We start from the raw sequence: 21,295 nt of genomic DNA, 5'->3' as shown, positions 1-21,295 counted from the left end.
CAGCGATTGTGGAATGCTGAAAGAAACTAACTTGTGTCTGTATGCTTCTGTATCGGCAATTCGACACTGAGCCGAAATGTATCAAACGGAATTTTGTATATTTCTGTAGGATATATTGTTGCATAATATAGATTGCGGAGACCCCGCCGTATATACCGCATAGATTGCGGAATCCCGGCTATATATGCCGCATGGGTTGTGGAACTTCGGTCGCATATGCCGCATAGATTGCGGCTCCCTGCTGTACGCCACATGGACTGCAGAATTCCGCAGACGTGCATCGCACGTCGAGAACCTCATTACAGTTCCACTGCAACCCCCTCGGCACAACGTTCCGCATCCAACACCGAAGCATACAGACAAAAGTCAGCACCGTATCACACACCACAACCCAAGAACTCCTAAAAAAAAGCCCGAGGGGTGTGCAGAGGGGCCGTGGCTTTACGGCCCCTTTGCGGTTTTCCACAGCTTCCCAAAGCAAAAAAACCAGGCCCTCTGCCAAGAAAGTAAAAATAAAACCAAAAACCAACCACACAATAAACAAAGAAAAAGAAAGAAAAATAAAGAAAAAAAATAAGAGAAAAAATAAAGGAGAAAAAGCATGAAAAATCTGGAACAGTTTTTCGACATCATAGTAGTAGGCGCCGGTCACGCAGGCTGCGAAGCATCACTGGCATGCGCCCGCTTAGGGCTCAACACAGTCATGTTCACAGTCAGCGTAGACAGCATCGCCCTTATGCCCTGCAACCCTAACGTAGGCGGCAGCTCCAAAGGCCATCTCGTCCGTGAGCTGGATGCTCTCGGTGGGGAAATGGGTAAAAACATAGACAAAACCTTCATCCAGTCCAAAATGCTCAACCAGTCCAAAGGCCCTGCAGTCCATTCCCTTCGTGCACAGGCCGATAAACAGGCCTACAGCACAGAAATGAGAAAGACACTGGAAAATACAGAGAACTTAACCATCCGCCAGGGTGAAGTGACCGAGCTTCTGGTAGAAGACGGGCACATCACCGGTGTAAAAACCTTCTCAGGAGCCACCTACCACGCAAAAGCTGTAGTCCTCTGTACAGGAACCTACCTCAAGGCCCGCTGCATTTACGGCGACGTCAGCAACTATACAGGACCGAACGGCCTTCAGGCAGCCAATTACCTTACGGATTCCCTGAAAAAGCTGGGGATCGAAATGTTCCGCTTCAAAACAGGAACTCCGGCCAGAATCGCCGGAAACACCATTGATTATTCTAAGATGGAAGAGCAGTTCGGAGATGAAAGAGTCGTACCGTTCTCTTTTTCCACAGACCCGGAATCTGTACAGATCGAGCAGAAATCCTGCTGGCTGACCTATACAAACGAAAAAACACACGAGATCATCCGTGCAAATCTGGACAGATCCCCCCTTTATTCCGGAATGATCGAAGGAACCGGACCACGTTACTGTCCGTCCATTGAGGATAAAGTAGTTCGTTTTGCAGACAAAAAACGCCATCAGGTATTTATCGAACCGGAAGGTCTTTACACAAATGAAATGTACATCGGCGGAATGTCCAGCTCCCTGCCGGAGGATGTTCAGTACGAGATGTACCATTCCGTACCGGGTCTGGAGAACGCCAGGATTGTAAAAAATGCTTACGCTATTGAGTATGACTGCATCAATCCGCGCCAGCTCTATCCCACACTGGAATTCAAAAAGATCAAGGGCCTTTTCAGCGGCGGACAGTTTAACGGAAGCTCCGGATATGAGGAAGCAGCCGCTCAGGGCCTCATAGCGGGAATTAATGCAGCTATGGAGGTAAAAGGTCGGGAACAGCTTATTTTGGACCGCTCAGAGGCATATATTGGCGTTCTCATCGATGATCTGGTAACAAAGGAGAACCATGAGCCGTACCGAATGATGACAAGCCGTGCTGAGTACCGTCTGCTCCTCCGCCAGGACAACGCAGATCTTCGTCTTCGCAAAAAAGGCTGGGAGGTCGGCCTGATTGATGATGAGACATACCATAAATTACAGGAAAAAGAGCGCCGGATCCAGGAAGAGATCGAGAGAGTGGAACATGCAACCGTAGGTGGTTCTGCAGAGGTACAGAGCCTTCTGGAATCTCTGAACAGTACCCTTCTGAAATCCGGAACCACCATTGCAGAGCTGATCCGTCGGCCGGAGCTTAACTATAAGGTGCTTGCACCCATCGATAAAGAAAGACCGGAGCTTCCGGAAGATGTATGTGAGCAGGTAGAGATCAACATCAAATATGATGGCTACATCCGCCGCCAGATGAAGCAGGTAGAGCAGTTTAAGAAACTGGAGCAGAAAAAGCTTCCGGAAGACATTGATTACGAAGATGTAGGAAGCCTCCGCATTGAGGCACGTCAGAAGCTGGAAGCCTACAGACCGGTGTCCATCGGCCAGGCGTCCCGTATCTCCGGTGTATCCCCGGCTGACATTTCCGTGCTTCTTGTATATCTGGAAAGCAGATCCGGACATAAACACGGATAATACAACGAATAACAATAAAACACAGAAAATAAGAGAGGAAGCTGCATGTACAATTTAGAAATCCTGGAAAAAGGCTGCGAGGAGCTTGGGATCACACTCAGTGACACGCAGAAAAACCAGTTTATTCGATTCTACGAATATCTTGTAGAAAAAAACAAAGTCATGAACCTCACCGGTATCACAGAATTTGACGAGGTTCTCGTGAAACATTTCCTGGACAGCCTCTGCTGCGTCAAGGCTGTAGATATGGGTAAGATAAAAACCGTTATGGACATCGGAACCGGCGCCGGATTCCCGGGTGTTCCCCTGAAGATTGCCTTCCCGGAGGTGGAAGCCTGCCTTCTGGACTCCCTCAATAAAAGAGTAAAATTCCTGGAAGAAACCTTTGCGCTCCTGAGCCTGGAGGGGATTTCCGCCATTCACGGAAGAGCTGAAGAATATGCAAAAAACAAAGCCTACAGAGAAAAATATGATCTCTGCGTATCCAGAGCAGTATCCGGACTTGCAACCCTGTCTGAATACTGTCTCCCGTATGTAAAAGTCGGAGGGCTTTTTGTCTCCTATAAATCCGGTTCTGTAAAGGAAGAAGCAGAAGCAGCAGAGAAAGCAGTAAAGATCCTTGGTGGAAAGATCAGGGATATTCAGTACTTTGACCTTCCGGGCTCCGAGATCGGCCGCTCCCTGGTCATTATCGAGAAGGTAAAGAATACCCCGGGCAAATATCCGAGAAAAGCCGGAACACCGCTCAGAGAGCCACTGGCATAAGATACCTCCTGTCGAACAAAGTCAAAATCTGTCCGACAGGAGATTTTTTTGTCCGGGAGTTTCACAAAATTATCACAAATTTATCCTACTTTTATCACAAATTACTTTTACACTATAATCCGATAGAGATGCCCCTGGATTCCCCCATTCTCTGTTTCATCCAGGGGCATTTTCTATTGGTATTGAAAAGACGCCAGAGTCAAGGGCTTCAGTTTCAGGACCTTTTGCCTCTGGCATCTTATAAAATGGGAAATCGATAATAAAAAAAGTATTTCCCTGAGAATAAAAGGAGGAGAGTAAAGTGATCGAAGTAAGTAATCTGGTCAAAAAGTATGGCGATCATACTGCAGTTGACCATCTTTCCTTTCAGATCGAAAAGGGGAAAATTTACGGATTCCTGGGCCCCAACGGTGCAGGAAAATCAACAACTATGAACATGATCACAGGATACATTGCTTCCACAGAAGGAAAAGTGATGATCGATGGTCATGATATTCTGGAGGAACCGGAGGCAGCCAAGAAATGTATCGGCTATCTGCCGGAAATGCCGCCGCTCTATTTTGACATGACTGTTCTTGAGTACATGAAATTTGCGGCTGATCTGAAAAAAATCCCAAGAAACCAAAAAGACAAGCAGATAAAAGAAGTCATGGATATGGTAAAGATCACAGACATGAAAGACCGTCTGATCAAAAACCTTTCCAAAGGTTATCGCCAGAGAGTGGGTCTTGCACAGGCGATCCTGGGATATCCTGAAGTGATCATCCTGGATGAGCCGACAGTAGGACTTGACCCGAAGCAGATCATCGAGATCCGTGACCTGATCAAAGGCCTGAAGCAGAAGCACACGGTTATCCTAAGCTCCCATATCCTTTCCGAGGTAAGAGCAGTGTGTGATTATGTTCTGATCATTTCCCATGGAAAGCTGGTAGCCAGCGATACACCGGATAATCTGGAACGTCTGGCAGCAGGCTCCAACAGCCTCCTTATGAAGATAAAAGGCGAGAAAGACACGATTCGAAAAGCTCTGGAAACGATCGAAGGCGTAACCGGGGTGGAAATGTCCTATGACAGCGATGAGAAATTGTGGAAAACAAAACTTTCCATTCAGGAAAATGTGGATATCCGTGAAAAAGTCTTCTACGCTATGGCAAAAGCGAACTGTCCAATCTACGAGATGCAGGTTAAGAGAGTTTCCCTTGAGGATGTATTCCTTGAGCTTACCGAAGGAGAGAAAAAATCCGCCGGAAAACCGGAAAGCTCACAGTGGAAACCGGTAGAAGACAGATCATCGGAAGAAGAAAAAACTCAGGAAGAAAAAAACGGGGAACCAGAGAAGGCTTCTGATGAGAAAGAGGGGGATCAGTCATGACAGCGATTTTTAAAAGAGAACTGAAAAGCTATCTGACCTCCATGGTTGGATATCTCTTCATATTTTTTGTCCTGGTGCTGACCGGAATTTATTTTTCCGCATATCAGCTTTCAGGCGGCTATTCAAAATTTGAAACTACCTTAAGCGCACTGACCTTTGTGTTCCTGATCGGTGTGCCGATCCTTTCCATGCGTGTACTTGCAGAAGAGCGCAAGCAGAAAACGGATCAGCTTCTTCTGACCGCACCGGTATCTGTATGGGATATCGTATTTGGAAAATATCTTGCACTGGTAGCTGTATTTGCCATTCCGGTCGTGATCATGTGCGTTTATCCGCTGATCATGAGTAAGTTCGGAACGATTTCCTATGCTTCCGCATACACCGGGATCCTGGGATTTTTCCTTCTGGGATGCGCGAATCTGGCGATCGGTGTATTTATGTCAGCGCTTACAGAAAGCCAGGTAATTGCAGCAGTACTTACTTTTGTATTCCTGTTCGCCTTCTATATGATGAACGGAATTTCCTCATTCTTTTCACAGACCTCCATGTCAACCGCAGTGGCATTCGGACTTCTGATCGTGGCGATCGCGATCATCATTTATACTATGATCAAAAATGTCCTGATCTCTGTAGTGATCGGAGCTGTGGGAGAGATTGCCCTTGTGATCGTATACGTTGTAAAATCCAGTATTTTCCAGGGTGGTATCCAGAAGGTACTGAACGTATTTAACCTGAGCGGACATTATGATAATTTTACAAACGGCGTGTTTGACGTGACAGGAATCGTTTATTTTATTTCTGTTATTGCGATCTGCCTGTTCCTTACCATGCAGTCCATTCAGAAGAGACGCTGGAACTAGGGGGTGAAGGGAAATGAAATTCAGTGAGAAATTTAAGAAAAATAAAGGCGAGGCAGCCGTACCGGAGACAGCACAGGACTCCGGCAAAAAGAAACATAAACCGGATCCGAAAAAGCTGGTAGGCACCATCAGCAAAAAACATATCAAAAATGGTTCCTACAGCATGGCTATGGCAGCTGTCTTTATCGTGATCGTGGTTGTGATCAATATGATCGTCGGGGCGATCCCATCCAAATATTCACAGCTGGATGTAAGCTCATCCAAGCTTTACACCATCGGTGATGAAACAAAGAAGGTACTGAAGGCACTGGATAAGGATGTTACCATTTATCAGATCGCGGCAAGCGGTTCTGAGGACGACACGATCTCCAATCTGCTTTCACGTTATAAAGATGAGTCCAAGCATATTAAAGTTGAGGTGAAAGACCCTGTTGTAAATCCGAAATTTGCATCGGAATATACAACCGATGATCTTGCGTCAAACAGCCTGATCGTAGTCTGCGGCGACAGAAACAAGGTTATCAATTACAACGATATGTATTCCTCTTCAGTAGACTATAATACCTGGCAGCAGACTACTACCGGATTTGATGGAGAAGGACAGATCACAAGTGCGATCGGCTATGTGACATCCGAGGATCTTCCGATCATGTACACCTTATCCGGACACGGAGAAAAAGATCTGGATTCCAGCTTTAAAGAAGATATCCAGAAAGCAAACATTGATATCAAGGAGCTGAACCTTCTCACAGAGGGAAAGGTTCCGGATGATGCAGACTGTCTGATGATCGTATCTCCGACCAGCGATATTTCCGAGGAAGAAAAAACAGAACTCCTGGATTATCTGGAGGCAGGCGGAAAAGCTATGATCTTCTCGGATTATACACAGGATGATCTGCCGAACTTTGATGCGGTTCTTGAAAACTATGGTGTAAAGTGTGCAGAGGGAATCGTATTTGAGGGTGATAATCAGCATTATGGAATGCAGATGCCATATTATCTTGTACCAACAGTCAACAGCACAGATGCAAGCTCTGAGACAGCTTCTGCAGGCTCCTATGTACTGGCACCGTATGCGCAGGGCATTCAGAAAACAGATGATGTAAGAGATACCGTAACCATCGACAGTATCCTGACAACCTCTGACAAGGCTTACTCCAAAACAAATATGCAGAGCAGCAATATCGAAAAGGAAGACGGAGATGTAGACGGACCGTTTGATCTTGGTGTTGCTATCACTGAGAAACTGGATGATGATAAGGAAACACAGATCGTTTACTACTCCACAGCAAATCTGATGGAGAGCCAGATAAACCAGATGGTATCCGGCGGAAATGAAAAGCTCCTTCTGGAGTCCTTAAACTGGATGACCAGCACAGACGACAGTAATTCCGTTTCTATTCCATCCAAGAGCCTTGAGTCCACAAGCCTGACAGTAACCGATTATGATGCAGCCTTCTGGAAGATCTGTACCATTGGTCTGATCCCGGGAGTGTTCCTTGTTGCAGGATTCCTGATCTGGCTTAAGAGGAGAAAAGCATAATGAAAAAATCGACCAAACTTGTTTCAGCAGTTGTTGTTCTGGCAGTTCTCGGCGGCGTTTATGTGGGACTGAACACCTACGTATCCAAAGAAGAAAAGACAGAGAGCAGCGAAGAGGAAAGCAAAACAGAAGTGTTTTCCGTGAAAACGGATGACATTAAATCCCTGGAATTTATCGTAGACAAGAAGGAAGTGACCTTTGAGAAAAAAGATGATTCCTGGGTGAAAAAGGATGAGACTGCTTTTCCTGTAAATCAGACAACTCTGGATTCCGCAGCTTCCGCCATCGAAAAGGTGGAAGCGGACAGAGTCCTGGAGGATGTGGAGGATCTTACGGAATACGGACTGGATTCTCCATCTAACACAGTAACCGTTGATACCGCTGATGGGACAACGAAGCTCAACATCGGAGATGAGAATACGTCTACGAATCAGTATTACATTTCCAGGGATGATGATGACAGCACGGTATATGTAGTGGCAGCGGACACAGTGTCTCCGTTTATGAATTCCCTTTACGATTATGCACAGGGAGAAGATTTCCCAACAATTGATTCTTCCACAGTGAAAAAGGTCCAGGTCAGCGAGGATAAAGATTCCTATGTCCTAGAAGAAAATTCCGACGGAGCTACCTGGAATGTTTCCGGTGACGGAAGCAGCGATAAAGAGTCTGCCGATACAACGGCAGCAGGAAACGTAACCTCCGGACTTGGAAGCTTTGCATTTGACCAGTTTGTAAACTACAATGCAGAGGATCTTTCCAAGTATGGCCTTGATAAGCCCTATGCGACGATTACAGTGGATTATCAGGAAGAGGTGAAGAATGACAGCACAGACAGTACAGAATCCGGAGAAAACGATTCTACGGCCTCTGAGAGCGATTCTGAGAGCAGTGACACTACTGACACGGACAGCAGCTCAGAAGATGCAGACAGCAAGACAACCACAGTGGATAAACATCTTGTCATTTACGTTGGTGATGAGGCAGGAGATGGCAGCAGATATGTAACGGTAGATAACAAACAGATCTATACAATGTCAACGGATACACTGAGTGCAGTTATTGACAAGACGCCGTCAGATCTCTGGTCACTGATCGTCAATTATCTGTCTGTAAAAAATCTGGATCAGCTCCAGGTTACTTACGGTGAAACAACAAGTACTGTAAATGTTTCACGTGAAACATCCAAAGATGATGACGGAAATGAGAAAGAAACAACAACCTATCAGCTGAATGGTAAGGAAATAGAGAGTACAACCTTTACCACCTTCTACAACAAGCTGATAAACATGGCAGGACAGAAGAGACTGACAGAGGCTTATACACCGGCTGCAGACCCGGAGATGACCGCTGTATTCACAGACTCTGACAAGAACCAGACAACCGTTACCTTCTACACATATGACACAAACTATTATGTAGCTGTCGTTGGAGACAAGGTATTTCTTGTAAACAAAATGACAGTAAAAGAAATGTTCAATGCATATGAAACCATGGTAAACGGTGAAACAGAGACAGAAGCCACAGCAACACCAACAGCTGAGAAGGAAAAATAAAATATTAAGAAAATAAATAAAAACACCTCGGAGATCCGCAAATAATAAGGTGACCTCCGAATATCCGCTTGATGATCAGATATTCGGAGACACCACACAGATCAGGATTTTCCGGGGTGTTTTTATGTTGCTGTTATTTTACGGTCCTTACAGATGAATAAGGTCCGTATATTTTTTTACCGTTTGTGATGTGGTATGCACGGATACGGTATTTGGTTGCGGTGCCTGGCTTTTTATCGGTGTAGGTTGTATTTTTTGTATTGCCGATAGCTTTCCAGGTTTTACCCTGAAGACGGTAAATGGTGTAGCCACTGGTGCCTGCTGATCTTTTATAAGTGAGGCGGACGATTTTTCCTTTTCGGGAAGCGGAAAGGATCAATGGTACAGAACCGGCGGTTTTTGTGTTGGAAAGCTGGGCGCAGAGAGTTTTGTTTCCATTTTTTGTGTATGCTTTGATAGCATAAGTATAAAAACCGGGATTTTTTGCACTATCAGTGTCCACCCAGCTGCCGGTGGATGCTTTGGTAATCTTTTTTACCATGGAATATTTTCCGTTGCCGGCTTTGCGGTAGATATAATAGCCCAGGCCGCCTTCGGTTTCCCAGGTCAGTTTGATTCCCTTTGAAGTGGAAGCCGCTGACAGGAGAGCACTTCTGGTGGAAATTGTGGATGCAGATAAATTTAAGGAACCTGTATAATTTCCATTGCCTATGATGTAAAAGGAAACATACAGTCCGTAGCTATTGCCGCTCATGTAGCCGCTTCCAATGGAGTAATCGGTATTTTTTTTCAGGATCCTTTCGCCATCTGCAACTGCGAGATTTTTTTCTGCTTCAGAGAAATCGAAGTCAACGCTTCCCAGCTTTGTGAAGAACAGCCGGCAGTTTTGGATGCTCTTTGGATTTACGGTTACAGTGACTGTTTTGCTGGCACCGATGTAGGAATCAGTGCGGGCTGCTGTGATCACGATCCGGGCAGTACCGGCTTTCTTTGGAGTAACAACGCCGGAGGCGGAAACAGTAACGATATCCTTGTTCTGATTCGCATATTTGAGAGCAGTTTTTGCAGAAGCATTCAGTGAAAAACTTTTTCCGCGGTAAGTACAGCTGAAGGAGTTTTTTACATTGATGGACTGCGTCTTGAGATCGATCACGTTAAGGGTATAGGAAGCAGAACCGGCAACATAATCCGATCCGGAAGTGGCATTGGCTGTAATGGTGCAGGTACCGATACCTTTGAAGGAAAGAGTACCATTCTGATCAACGGTGGCAACAGATGGATCACTGGAAGTATAGGTGATGATTCCGTCTGTTTTTGCGGTCAGTGGATTGGATGCTGTTTTTTCGATCAGGCCGGCAGTAATGGAACTCCTGCTGAAATTCAGTTCCGGTTTCCAGGTGTTCATGTGACCGATTTCAGAAGAAAAACTTCCATCGGAGTTAACCTGATAAAAAGTAAGTTTAGAGCCATCGGTAACATACCAGGTTGCTTTTCCATTGAAAACAGCAGGCTTACAGTCAGAAAGAATTCCGGTCTGTGAGTAGATCTGAGAAGTCATATTGCCGTTTCCGTCCAGAAAAACATAAGAGATCTTATTGGTTTTCTCTGCATACCAGCTTGTGCCAACAGTTTTTGTTCCCCAGAGAAGGAGAAAAGCATTGGAACCAAGCTTTACAAGCTGAGGGGTTGAAGTGGTAGTTCCACCGTCCTGGCTGTAGGAAGTGATCCATTTCAGGGATGAGGAAAGGCTGGAAGAAGTAGTTTTTGGTGTTGTTGAAACAAAAATATTTCTTACAGGATGATCTGCCCATCCGGAATCCTGTGGAACAGAGTTACCGGCAACAAGGTAACTGGAATCAGAATATTCCAGTCCGCCAAGGGAGGCTCCGGTATAATTTACACCACATCCGCCCTGGAAAGAAAGAGCACTGGTGGAATAATAGGTGCCCAGAAAACCGTCCGCACCTGCTTTCTGGCGATATTTTCCCAGAACGGCGCTGCGTGGATAGGCATCACCATGATCCAGCGCAACAATATTACCGGCATCATCCACCTGGATAAACTGGTTAAAAGAATGACTGGCGTATCCAATGCCGATATTCATGATTCCGTAATAAGAATCCACAGTGCTCATGGAAGAAGTATCTATCTGCCAGGTTACATTAGCCTGATGGTGGAAACCGTCTGAGGAGGCATACATTGTGTGGCAGGTCCTGATAAAAAGATAGTTGTTGTATTCATACATCCGGAGGCTTCCTGCGTCGAACGGAACGTATGTGTTTGCTCCATAGAGAGAAACAGATCCAAGCCGGTTCCAGGATTTATCGTATTTTACAAGACGAAAAACTTCGGTATTGTCATTTTCATCAGGATTTGTCTGTCCAAAAACAACGTAGTAATTATTGGCTCCGGCGTAAAAGCCACCGAAAAGAGGAAGCTCATTGGTGATGCTTCGGGTGGAAGACAGCTGAAAGGAAGGATTGAATTGCTGGATCAGGAGACTGGAATCGTCAGCCTCTACACGGATATATCCATTTCCATCGGCCATCAGATTGGAGCAGATAACATTGCTGTAATTGATGTAATTCTGTGCATAGCGGTTATCGCTGATGTTGTTTGCAGATGCGGAAAGAGTGTGGTATTCGTTGCTATCGACAGCACCACCAAGTTCCTGCCCGTCTGAATTTCCGTCAGAAAAATCAGGATCCTGATCGTCCATAAAAAGTTCTTCATCCTCATCTGTGCTCTCGGAAAAATCTTCAGAAGGGCTTTCTGAAAGCTCTTCTGCATCTTCAGAAAGAATGGATTCAGAGTTCACATCGTTGTCAGAGAGTGTAATTTCATCGGAGCTGCTGGCATCATCAGGAATGGATGTGCTTTCTGATGTGGAATCGGCATCCGCTGTCGCCGGAGACTGCTCGGAAGAGGAAGGATCCGTGGATGGGATTTCCTCGGAAAAATCTTCAGAAGATTCTTCTGAATCTGACAGGAATGTTTCTGAACTGAAATCTGCTGCATAGGTCAGGCACGGTGTACTGGCAATCATGGCAGCGGAGATCATAAGGGATAGCAGTTGGGTTGTTCTCTTTTTCATAGATTTCCTTCTTATGTATGCGTGAATTTTTTGTTGCAGGTAAGTCTCTTATGTATGCGTGAATTTTTATGTTGCAGGTAAGTCTCTTATGCATGTGTAGATTTTATGTTGCAGGTAAGTCACTGTAATTGTCGCAGCTTGCTTTGCGTAACTGTGCAGGGATTTACCTGATCAGATCTAACCAAATGAGGATGCTTTTATCCGCTTGATTTTCTGTAACTGCTATAATTATAGCGTGGAGAATTGACGAGGACAATATAAAAAAACTGTACAGAAGCTCATCTGAGCAACTGTACAGTTTTAATTTTTCTATATCTAACAGAAGGTTCGGGGGAGCTTCTGTCAGTAACTAAGTATTATGCAAGACCTCTTTCTTCCAGCCAGTCGAAGAGAACAACTTTTTCTGCTTTCTTTCTCTTGGTCATGTAATTGAACTGAAGGATCGTCAGGATCGTGAAGATCACTAACAGTGCAACCATTACAATAATGGAAGTGGTAATGCTCCGGCCACCGCTGATCGTTGCACGGAATGCGTTGACCGTATAAGTAAACGGAACGTATGCATGGATCTTTGCAACGAATGAAGGTGAAACCTCAACCGGATAAGTTCCGGCAGATCCTGCAAGCTGAACGACCATGAATACCAGCATCAGGAAGCTTCCTACTTTACCAAGAGTAATGTTGAAGAAGTACATGATAGAGGTAAAGGTCATTGATGTCAGGCAGGCGAAGAGTACGGTTTTGCCCATCTCTGCAGGTGTGAATCCGTTAAATGCACGTAATAGCAGGATCAGGCAGATTCCCTGAAGGATCGCTACCGGATAAAGGACGGAAGCTTTGCTTGCCCACCATGCGAAACCGGATTTCAGTTTGCCCTTATACTGAGCCAGAGGATACATCAGGCAGAATGCCAGTGCGCCGACCCAGAGGCCTACAGACATCATGTAAGGTGCCATTGCGTGTCCGTTATTCGGGATATCGGTAAGTTTTGTTTCATCGTTTACAACAGGAGTTGCGAACATTTTGATCGTTTCATCACTTGCTGAATTGTCTTTTACAGTGGTAGCTCCATCGCTGAGGCTTGTGGTCAGTGTCTTGGAACCGTCTTTCAGTTCTTTCATACCGCTTCCAAGCTTCTTGGAGCCATCATACAGCTGAGAGGAACCGCTCTGGATCTGGGCAGCGCCATCTGCAAGCTGTTTTGCACCATTGTTAAGTGTGATGTTGTTGCTTACAAGCTTCTCGGTACCGCTGAGAAGTGTTGAGGTACCGTTTGCTAATGTCTTAGTACCGTTTGCAAGAGTAGTAGCACCGCTGGAAAGGGTCTTGGCTCCTGTTGAGAGCTTTTTGGTACCGTCTGTAAGAGCGGAGCTGTTTTCGGAAAGCTTAGCAACACCATCGGTGTAGGTTGTGATTCCGGTTGTCAGTGTTCCGGAACCATCGGCTAATGCTTTTGTTCCATCTGCAAGAGTAGCAGCACCGCTGGAAAGAGCCTTGGCTCCTGTTGCCAGTTTCTTGGTGCCGTCTGTAAGAGCAGCACTGTTTTCAGAAAGCTTAGCAATACCATCGGTGTAAGTTGTGATTCCATCTGTCAGTGCCTTAGAACCATCTGCCAGCTGACCTGCACCGGATTTGATATCCGGAAGTGCGTCAGTGATCTGTTTGCCGGCTGTTTTCAGATTCTTTGCACCGTCGTTGAGCTGCTTATCATAAGATGTCAGTTGGTCAAATCCATTGTTCAGAGCTTTGATTCCTGCTGCTGCAGCCGGGAAGGCTTCGACTGTGCCGTCTTCCAGAGACTGAAGTCCTGCGGAAACGTTCTTGGTTCCTGTGTTTACAGCCTGTGCACCCTGATACAGCTGGGTAACACCTGCAGAAAGCTGAGCGATCAGATCTGTAGGAAGCTGACTTGTAGCTGCAGATAACTGCTCTGCACCTGCGCTCATGGTTGTTGCACCTGCACTCATCTGGTTTGCACCATCTGTCATGGTTGTTGCACCCTCAGAAAGTGTGCCGGCACCCTGAGTCAGTCCTCCGGAGATCTGAGTCAGTCCGGAAGCTGCTTCGTTAAGCTTGGAAGCAACAGTATTCAGGTTTTCCTGAGTAGAAGAGAGCTGACCGGATACACCAGCTGCAAGCTGTGAAACCTGATCAGAATAGCTGCTCATGTAAGAACCGTCCACGCCAGTCATTCCACCGGCTACGCTGTTTAAAGCGTTGATCACATCATTCAGAGCTGCTGCGGAAATGGTTCCGTCTTCAGAAGCGGTTGCCTGAATCGCCTGAAGCTGTGCTGCTAAATCGGTCATTGTCTGTCCGGCAGTACCGATCTTGGTATTTGCATCAGTAAGTGCCTCCGTTGTCTGCTGTCCGTATCCTGTAAGGATGTTGCTGACCTGATCACCTACCTGTGAGAACTGTGTGCCTGCATTCTGGAGAGCAGGGATCAGACTGTCTGTGATACTGCTGCTGGTCTGACTTGTGATGCCTGCGGCCTGAGTAATATATCCGGCTGCGTTGTTGATTCCATCTGCGGCATTGTTCATACCAGCTGCAGCACTGTTCATACCAGCTGCGGCTGTGTCCATACCATCCTTTGCGGAAGTAAGGCCGGCTGCAAGCTTGTTGATGGATTCCTGTGTTGTTCCCTCTTTCAGAGCAGAAACCTTATCGTTCAGGGCTTTCAGTCCGTTTTCCAGCTGCTGTGTTCCGGATATCAGTGACTGTGAGTCATCGGTTCCTTTGGTAACACCGGTATTCAGCTGAGAGATACCATTGGAAACTGTTGTGAGTCCGTCTTCAAGTTTTGCAAGCTCTTTGGCACCGGCTGCGAGTTTGCCAGCACCAGCCACATAGGTGGTAGTTCCATCTGCAAGAGTGTCAGCACCAGCTACATACTGTGTTGCTCCGTCGGAAAGAGTATCAATACCTGTACTTAATGCATTTGCACCGGATTCCAGGCTGCTTGCGCCGGATTTCAGTGTATCAGAATTTTTATTAAGCTCATCCACACCAGCGGTGTACTGCTGAACACCTTCATCCAGAGTATCTACACCGGTTGTCAGCTCAGGAACCTTTTCTGTCAGAGCTGCAACGCCGCTGTTCAGCTGGTTTGCACCGGATTCCAGGCTGCTTGCACCGGATTTCAGTGCATCAGAATTTTTATTAAGCTCATCCACACCAGCGGTGTACTGCTGAACACCTTTATCCAGAGTATCCACACCGGTTGTCAGCTCAGGAACCTTTTCTGTGAGAGTTGCAACGCCGCTGTTCAGCTGATCTGCACCATCGTCCAGGCTCTTTGCACCATCGTTAACCTTTGCAACACCATCGGTGTAGGTCTTAAGACCTTCGGTGAGACTGTCAGCACCGCTTACGAAAGTAAGAGTACTGGTGGAAAGCTTCTTAAGGTTTTTGGTAATTGTTTTGTTACCATCAGCTGCTGTATTCAGTCCGTCTTCGATCTTTCCGGATCCGTCTGCAGCTTCCTGCATTCCGTCACCTGCTTCTGAGATAGAATCAAAAACGGTTTCTGTATAGGTTTCCGTAACCTTGGAAGCAATGTTATCACGAAGCTTCAGCATTGCTGTTTCACTGAGCTTGGAGGCGATATAGTTGGTTCCAGGGTTTGTCTCATAGGATAGCTCCATTTGCTTTGGATCGTTGTCCATTACAGTGGCTGCGTTTGCGGAGAAATTTTCCGGGATTTTGATAACCATGTAATAGGTTCCATTGGCCAGACCGTCCTCTGCTGTCTTGCTGTCTACAATGTTAAATGCCATTGAGTCGTTGTCTTTCAGCTCATCCGTCATGTCCTTACCTATGCTTAAGGTCTTGCCATTATACTCGACAGGTTTGTCTTCGTTTACCACGGCCACTGGCAGGCTGTCTACGTTTCCGTAAGGATCCCACATGGATTTCAGAAACAGACCTGCATAGATGATCGGGATTACGATAATGGCGATTACGACGATAAGCATGAGCTTGTTACGAAGTAAGCTTTTCCATTCGTTTTTGATCATATTACCTATCCCTTTCTTATTAAATTGTATTATCAAATATAGTTGATTAATCAAACTTTATTCCAGTAATGGTGACGAGATCTATTAATCGTATTAAAATCTATTAATAGCTTAATACTCCATTATCAAACAAAGTGTTGATTTTCTTTACGTGATGTATTATACTAAACACGTACCACAGATACAACCATTAAATATTTACTGAATGTATATTAATAGACGGAAATAATGGAAGTGTCTATTACAAATAAAAAACTGCATAATAGACAAAAAGTACTTTATTTACTTTGAATTTATGTGCAGTTGGTAATATTAAATGCAGACAGGATTCCTATGTTTCAACACAAATATGCAGCAGATATCTGGTATCGTGTAGGTCGGCGTCGTTAACAATTTTGATCTTGTCAATTCTTAACAACAGCAGATATCTGGTATCATGCAGATCGGCGTAGAGAAAGCGAATGCTTTTATTCGTTTGAAGGATGCATTATGCATTGTATGACAGTTGCAGAGTATCGTAAGAAACAGGTGATTGAGGCGGAGGAAACGTGCTTGCTTTTTTGAATTGCAGGGGGAATTAAGATGGCGGAAAAAGTTGACAGAAGAGTACGTAAGACCAAGGCACAGTTGCGAGCGGGGCTTGCCCGTCTTATGCAGAAGAAGAGTATTAAGGAAATTACGGTAAAGGAACTGGTGGAAGAAGTTGATATCAACCGCTCCACATTTTATCTTCACTATACAGATATCTATCAGATGCTGGAATCCATAGAGGCTGAATTGATGGAGGAAATTACGCATCTGGTGGCAGACTATCCTCTGGATCCTCTTAATAATAAGGAGAGCTCGTATCCTTTTATTGAGCAGATATTTACGATTCTGGATCATAATAAGGATATTTGTATCGCACTTCTTGGAAAGAATGGAGATATGGCTTTTGTGAATCGTATAGAAAAACTGATCGCAGATACAGTGCTGCATCGCTTGTCAATTCGTCTGCCGAAAGACAACCGTGATATTGAGTATGCGTATGCGTTTTGTCTGAATGGATGCGTGGGAATGATCAAGACATGGCTGTCTTCTGAGAATCAGGAGAGTACACAGCATATGGCAGAGCTGACACATAAGCTGATCGATAATACAACACACATGTATCTGGAGCAGGCACTTAGATAAGAGAAATGTTCGGATGCATGCTGTGAGTCTGGTAAAAAATAAAGAGTATTGTTTCACGTTTGTTTGAGGGAAAACTCATGTTTCACGTGAAACAGTACTCTTTTTTTATTGGCTTTTTGTTGGTTTATAGCATTTCCACAAATTACTGCATGAAGCTCAACGGCTCCGAACATGAACAATGTACTTTTGATGCGTTGATTTCCAAAATTACTATAGATAAATTTTGTTTTTGTTGCCGGATCATAAGTTGTTTTTACAGGAAAATAGCTACCTGTTCCAGGAAATGTTCCGGATCTTCCAGATGAGGAAGATGTCTGGTTTCCGGAATCACAGCGGTTTCAATGGAAGAATTCAGCTTCTGGTATTCCTCTGCGATAAGAGAAGCGGAAGCTTCTTTTTCTCCGGAAATAATATAGATGGATGCATCGGAAGATTCTACGGCATTATTAATGCTGATATTCAGGTATTTGCCAATGTAGCTGGAATACAGATATTTGGCGTTGGAACCGCCCTTGTGAGCGGATTCATAATAGGTGTCTACCAGCGTATCTGTTACATGGAAGGGATTGTAGAACAGCTTTTCCATAAACAGACTGCTGATGGATTCGCGGGAAGCTACCATATGATAGATCAGAGTTCCGAAAATCGGAAGCTCGATAAAATACTTAAAGAGCTTGTTGTCTTTACAAGGTGCCTGCTTCAGGGAACTGAAGCTTGGTGGATTGACCAGCATGATCTTGCGGAAATGGTCGGAATTGTTACGGTAAGCCATGATCGCAAAAGAACCTGAGAAACCACTGGCAATAACATCGGTTTCTTCACGAATCACATTCTTGGCAAAATCACAGAGTAACTGAGCAAATACAAAATTGGTATAAGTAATATCCGGTTTTTCGGAACGTCCACATCCAAGAAGATCAATGGTGTAAACGGTATGTTCGGTTGCGAGCTGCTTCTCTATGGCATTCCATTCATAACCGGAAGCACCTGGCATGATATCATGAATAAGAAGAATAGGGGTGCCATGTCCCTGTTTTGTATAAAAAATCTTTCCAAAACGCCAGTCATAGGTTTTGCTGTGTGGCTGTTCCAGCATATCTTTAAGCTGAGATGTGGCATCTATGAAACGGTTAGCAATATGAATAACACCTGCGGCAGTTCCGACTAAAGCTGCAAGAGTAAGTAGTCTGTGTCCATTTTTCTTCATTAAAAAGCCTCCTGGAATTCGTAAAAATAATCAGGACAGATGTAACGTAATTCAGGTATCTGATCTGATTTTTTCTGAATATTTCTTTGCTTTATTATACGACAGGAACGAAAAATTTACAATGCTTTTGTGGGAACCCTAACCTTGTTATTGTATGCTGACGCTACTGTCCATTCTGTTCTTGGCGATGATCGCTAAGTTGCTGTTCGTTCTGCTTTCAGTAACGCGCTTCGCAATGCAAAGAATTTATGTTGATCGCATAAATTGGTGCGGTATGGTCTCGGGCTTTCTGCGACCTTCGTTTATAAAAAAATTACGGAATATTATCAGTGAACAGTAGCATCGCCAATATGCTTCATGATACATAGAAATCAGATTTGGAACCGAATCAAGTAAGTCCCTGCTTTAATTGCGAAGAGCAATAAGCAGGGGACTTACTTGTATCAGGAGAAGGAAAAGCTCCTTCTGATAAAATGCGAAGTAGTTATTTGGTTATGAGCAAGTAGCGAAGAGGATGCTGTTATCCGCTGGAATGCTTTTATACTTCAGTAAAATACCAAGTGTTTCACGTGAAACATTGGACTTGTTATCCGACAGAGCTGATGCTATACAGGATTGCCGAGGATGATGTTGATAAGGGTTTTGTTCAGCATCAGTGTGCGGTTCCATGGATTGAGAATTACTCCCTCAACAGACGGCTCTTGCAATGCAGAAGCAAAAATCTTATCAATATCTGCGGTAAATGTGGACATGATCTTATCACTGCCTTTTAACTCTTCGTCAAAGCTGGTAAATGCAGCCCACCATTGCTTTCCATCGTTGGTTTTGATCGCATGAAGAGAAATTTTTCCATCACCTTTTGGAGGTTCTACAGCAATGATCAGCTGTGCCTGCTCCTGCATTCTGCGACGGATCACGGTGAGAGTATGAGCAAGCATTTCTTCGGTTGCTTCTTTTTGGAGTGCTGCAATGGCAGTTTCGATCTTTTCATTGCCATTTAAAGTCTTGTCTAATTGTTTTTTATAGAGATCGTTGCGATTATTTGTGGTGTTCATGTATAAAATATTCCTTTCGATCAGATGATAAATGACTAGTACATTGTTTTCGAAATAACTATACCAATTACTTGTTGGTGAATCCGACTGCACAGATCTAAAAGCCTCAGCATAGCCAGCTACGCCTGCATTTTTATACCTGCACACTCGAATCCACATCCCACGCGATTAGTATAGTTATTTACGAAACAATGTATTAGCCGCAAACTGCAAGGTGTTTGCGAATGCTTTCTTTATGGATTATAGCATTTCAGGGGAAAATGAGGCAAGAGAAGAAGTGTTTTTAACTGAATCAAATAAGTCCCCTGGTTCGATTTCGAAAAGCAATAATCAGGGGAACTTGCTTGCATCAGGAGAAGCGCAGGCTCCTTCTGATAAACTGCGAAGCACTTATTCGGTTATGAGCAAGTAGTGAAACGGATGCTTTTATCTGCTTGAATTAAATCAAGCAGTTTCCTGATTACTGATCACTCCGTTCTTGGTAATACACTTCGCGATGCACAGAAATTATGCTAATCACATAAATTTGCATGGTATGTCCAGGGCTTTCAGTGGTCTTTATTCACAAAAAAACTCGGAGGATAATATTACCAGTTAACAGTAAGTCCCCTGCTTCAATTACGAAAAAGTAATAAGTAATAAGTAATAAGTAATAAGTAATAAGTAATAAGCAGCGGGTGGCGTGCATTAGGAAGAATGCAACGGCGTTTAGAAACAGGAAAAGTGGGCATGTCTGAAAACAAGGTACTGCACTAATTCATGTGGCCACTGTTATGGGTAGATTGTAAGCAGGTCCTGATAAATTGCAAAGTAGCTATTGGGTGTAGAACTGCGTAAGGTGAGTTGCCAGATACTGTCATCAGTATTCCCCATGATTTCGGTCAGATGCTTTTGTGAACTGGATGGGGAATTAACAAGTTAAGTGAATGTAGTAAAAATGTGTATTTATATGAAAAAACGGAGGGTAAGGCGGAAAATATGGGGGGATTTTATAGAACGATATAAGAGTAAGGATGAAATAAAGAAAAATAAGAGATTATTTCTGCGAAGAGAACACTATAATAATGATAATAACACAAACATTAAGTACGATAAAAAGGACTTTATAAAAGAAAATACTGGAAAATAAAGAGAAATAATAGGATGTTTACGAATAAAAAAGTATTAAAGTACAAATTATAGTACTTTAAATAAAAAAAGTACTATAAAACGTACTTTACACGCATGCACATATAAAAAAGCCTTAAAATATAAAATGTGCACCTGCACACATACGGCAAAAAGATAAAATATAGATCCGTTCCTACTTTAAACATGTGAAATTTTGATTGATCGAATAAAAGAAAGCAGCTGCTTCGATTACAAAAAAACAATAAGCTGTGGGTGGGAAAATACTTGTACTCTTCCTGATAAACTGTAAAACAGCTATTTTGTGTAAAACTATGATCGAATGCAAAAATTTTTGTCCGCATGACTGAGATAAAGGGAAGACAGGGAAGTCTTTTACGGCTTGATTTAGAAGAAAAAAGCCTATTAAGTGAAATTTATTTTATGCCAGTTCTATGCCGGAACCTTATTCAGATACATTTTATATTGGATATTACAAAATGAAACTATGCTTGAAAAAGCCTTTAGTTAACATGTACATAACGAATATATAACAGGATTGGAAGAAAAATGAAATAAATACGCAAATCTTTTGTAAACATAATAAAATAAACAAAAATCGAAAATTCCAGTTTCATAATATTATATTTTTTTCACGAGAGATACATGTATTTCACGCTATAAAAACACTCCGGGAAAAGAAGTTTCCATTTACTATATATAGATGCTTTTGGGGAATATAAAGATAACAGCCACATTATTTTGTGGATGGAGTTTCTTGTATTTTTTACATGCTTTCGTGATACAGATAATGCCAGAGAGAATATATCGGAGTATTTTTTTGATATTTCTCATTGATTTTATAATGTGTTCGTAACTGTTCAGTACCCTTGCAGTTACAAGTCAAACCGTGTCTTGGATCGATTTCGTTGATGGCATTTTTAACCGGATCGAGGAAGTCACTTGCTTCAATTATGAATATTGGTTTGATAATCTGTCTTCGGATGTTTCACGTGAAACATCCGAAGACAGATTAAGAATAAAGAGTTA

Annotated in this window: 11 protein-coding genes; 7 read left to right on the top strand and 4 right to left on the bottom strand. The window is 43.8% G+C overall.

Features of this window, described 5'->3' with window-relative positions; translation table 11 throughout:
- The first annotated feature begins 601 nt into the window (after positions 1–601).
- The 6 genes from mnmG (at position 602) to ACTNDQ_RS12610 (ending at position 8,587) form a co-directional block, all read left to right on the top strand.
- Positions 602–2,491: a tRNA uridine-5-carboxymethylaminomethyl(34) synthesis enzyme MnmG gene (mnmG, locus tag ACTNDQ_RS12635; protein ID WP_015526548.1), complete on the top strand. Its 1,890-nt coding sequence runs from the start codon at positions 602–604 to the stop codon at positions 2,489–2,491.
- Positions 2,492–2,536: 45 nt separating this feature from the next.
- Positions 2,537–3,256: a 16S rRNA (guanine(527)-N(7))-methyltransferase RsmG gene (gene rsmG, locus ACTNDQ_RS12630; protein ID WP_288788199.1), complete on the top strand. Its 720-nt coding sequence runs from the start codon at positions 2,537–2,539 to the stop codon at positions 3,254–3,256.
- A 301-nt stretch (positions 3,257–3,557) separates the two neighbouring features.
- Positions 3,558–4,628 carry an ABC transporter ATP-binding protein gene (locus tag ACTNDQ_RS12625; RefSeq protein WP_118368774.1) on the top strand — a complete coding sequence of 357 codons (1,071 nt, stop codon included), beginning with the start codon at positions 3,558–3,560 and terminating at the stop codon, positions 4,626–4,628.
- Positions 4,625–5,488, top strand: a complete 864-nt coding sequence (locus ACTNDQ_RS12620; protein WP_022426692.1) for an ABC transporter permease — start codon at positions 4,625–4,627, stop codon at positions 5,486–5,488. The genes ACTNDQ_RS12625 and ACTNDQ_RS12620 overlap by 4 nt, the downstream gene beginning before the upstream one ends.
- Positions 5,489–5,501: 13 nt before the next feature.
- Entirely contained in the window at positions 5,502–7,031 is a 1,530-nt protein-coding gene (locus ACTNDQ_RS12615) for a GldG family protein (protein ID WP_044961237.1), read from the top strand.
- On the top strand, positions 7,031–8,587 hold the full coding sequence (locus tag ACTNDQ_RS12610; protein ID WP_441064752.1) for a DUF4340 domain-containing protein: 1,557 nt from the start codon (positions 7,031–7,033) through the stop codon (positions 8,585–8,587). Before ACTNDQ_RS12615 ends, ACTNDQ_RS12610 begins: the two co-directional genes overlap by 1 nt.
- Before the next feature lie 133 nt (positions 8,588–8,720).
- On the opposite strand, the gene ACTNDQ_RS12605 is transcribed toward ACTNDQ_RS12610, so the two are convergent.
- Together ACTNDQ_RS12605 and ACTNDQ_RS12600 are read right to left on the bottom strand one after the other, a co-directional pair.
- The gene (locus ACTNDQ_RS12605) at positions 8,721–11,681 is read right to left on the bottom strand and encodes an Ig-like domain-containing protein (RefSeq protein ID WP_441064751.1); all 2,961 of its coding nucleotides are present in this window, start codon (positions 11,679–11,681) and stop codon (positions 8,721–8,723) included.
- 356 nt (positions 11,682–12,037) lie between these two features.
- Positions 12,038–15,703 (bottom strand): YhgE/Pip family protein, encoded by a 3,666-nt coding sequence (locus tag ACTNDQ_RS12600; protein WP_441064750.1) that lies wholly within the window; start codon positions 15,701–15,703, stop codon positions 12,038–12,040.
- Positions 15,704–16,285: 582 nt separating this feature from the next.
- On the opposite strand from ACTNDQ_RS12600, the gene ACTNDQ_RS12595 reads away from it, so the two are divergent.
- Positions 16,286–16,876, top strand: coding sequence for a TetR-like C-terminal domain-containing protein (locus ACTNDQ_RS12595; protein WP_015526541.1), 591 nt, complete (start codon positions 16,286–16,288; stop codon positions 16,874–16,876).
- 253 nt (positions 16,877–17,129) lie between these two features.
- Here ACTNDQ_RS12595 and ACTNDQ_RS12590 read toward each other — a convergent pair whose 3' ends face one another.
- A complete protein-coding gene (locus ACTNDQ_RS12590; RefSeq protein ID WP_278796648.1) occupies positions 17,130–18,083 on the bottom strand; it encodes an alpha/beta fold hydrolase in 954 nt (317 codons plus the stop codon).
- Positions 18,084–18,688: 605 nt separating this feature from the next.
- A complete protein-coding gene (locus tag ACTNDQ_RS12585; protein WP_320811013.1) occupies positions 18,689–19,138 on the bottom strand; it encodes an SseB family protein in 450 nt (149 codons plus the stop codon).
- Positions 19,139–21,295: the final 2,157 nt, after the last annotated feature.

Origin of the sequence: Blautia massiliensis (ex Liu et al. 2021), from assembly GCF_052064225.1 — a bacterium.
In the GTDB taxonomy this organism is placed as follows: Bacteria; Bacillota; Clostridia; order Lachnospirales; family Lachnospiraceae; genus Blautia_A; species Blautia_A fusiformis.
Note: the sequence above shows the minus strand (reverse complement) of the source record. Positions and strands in the feature narration are given on the sequence as shown.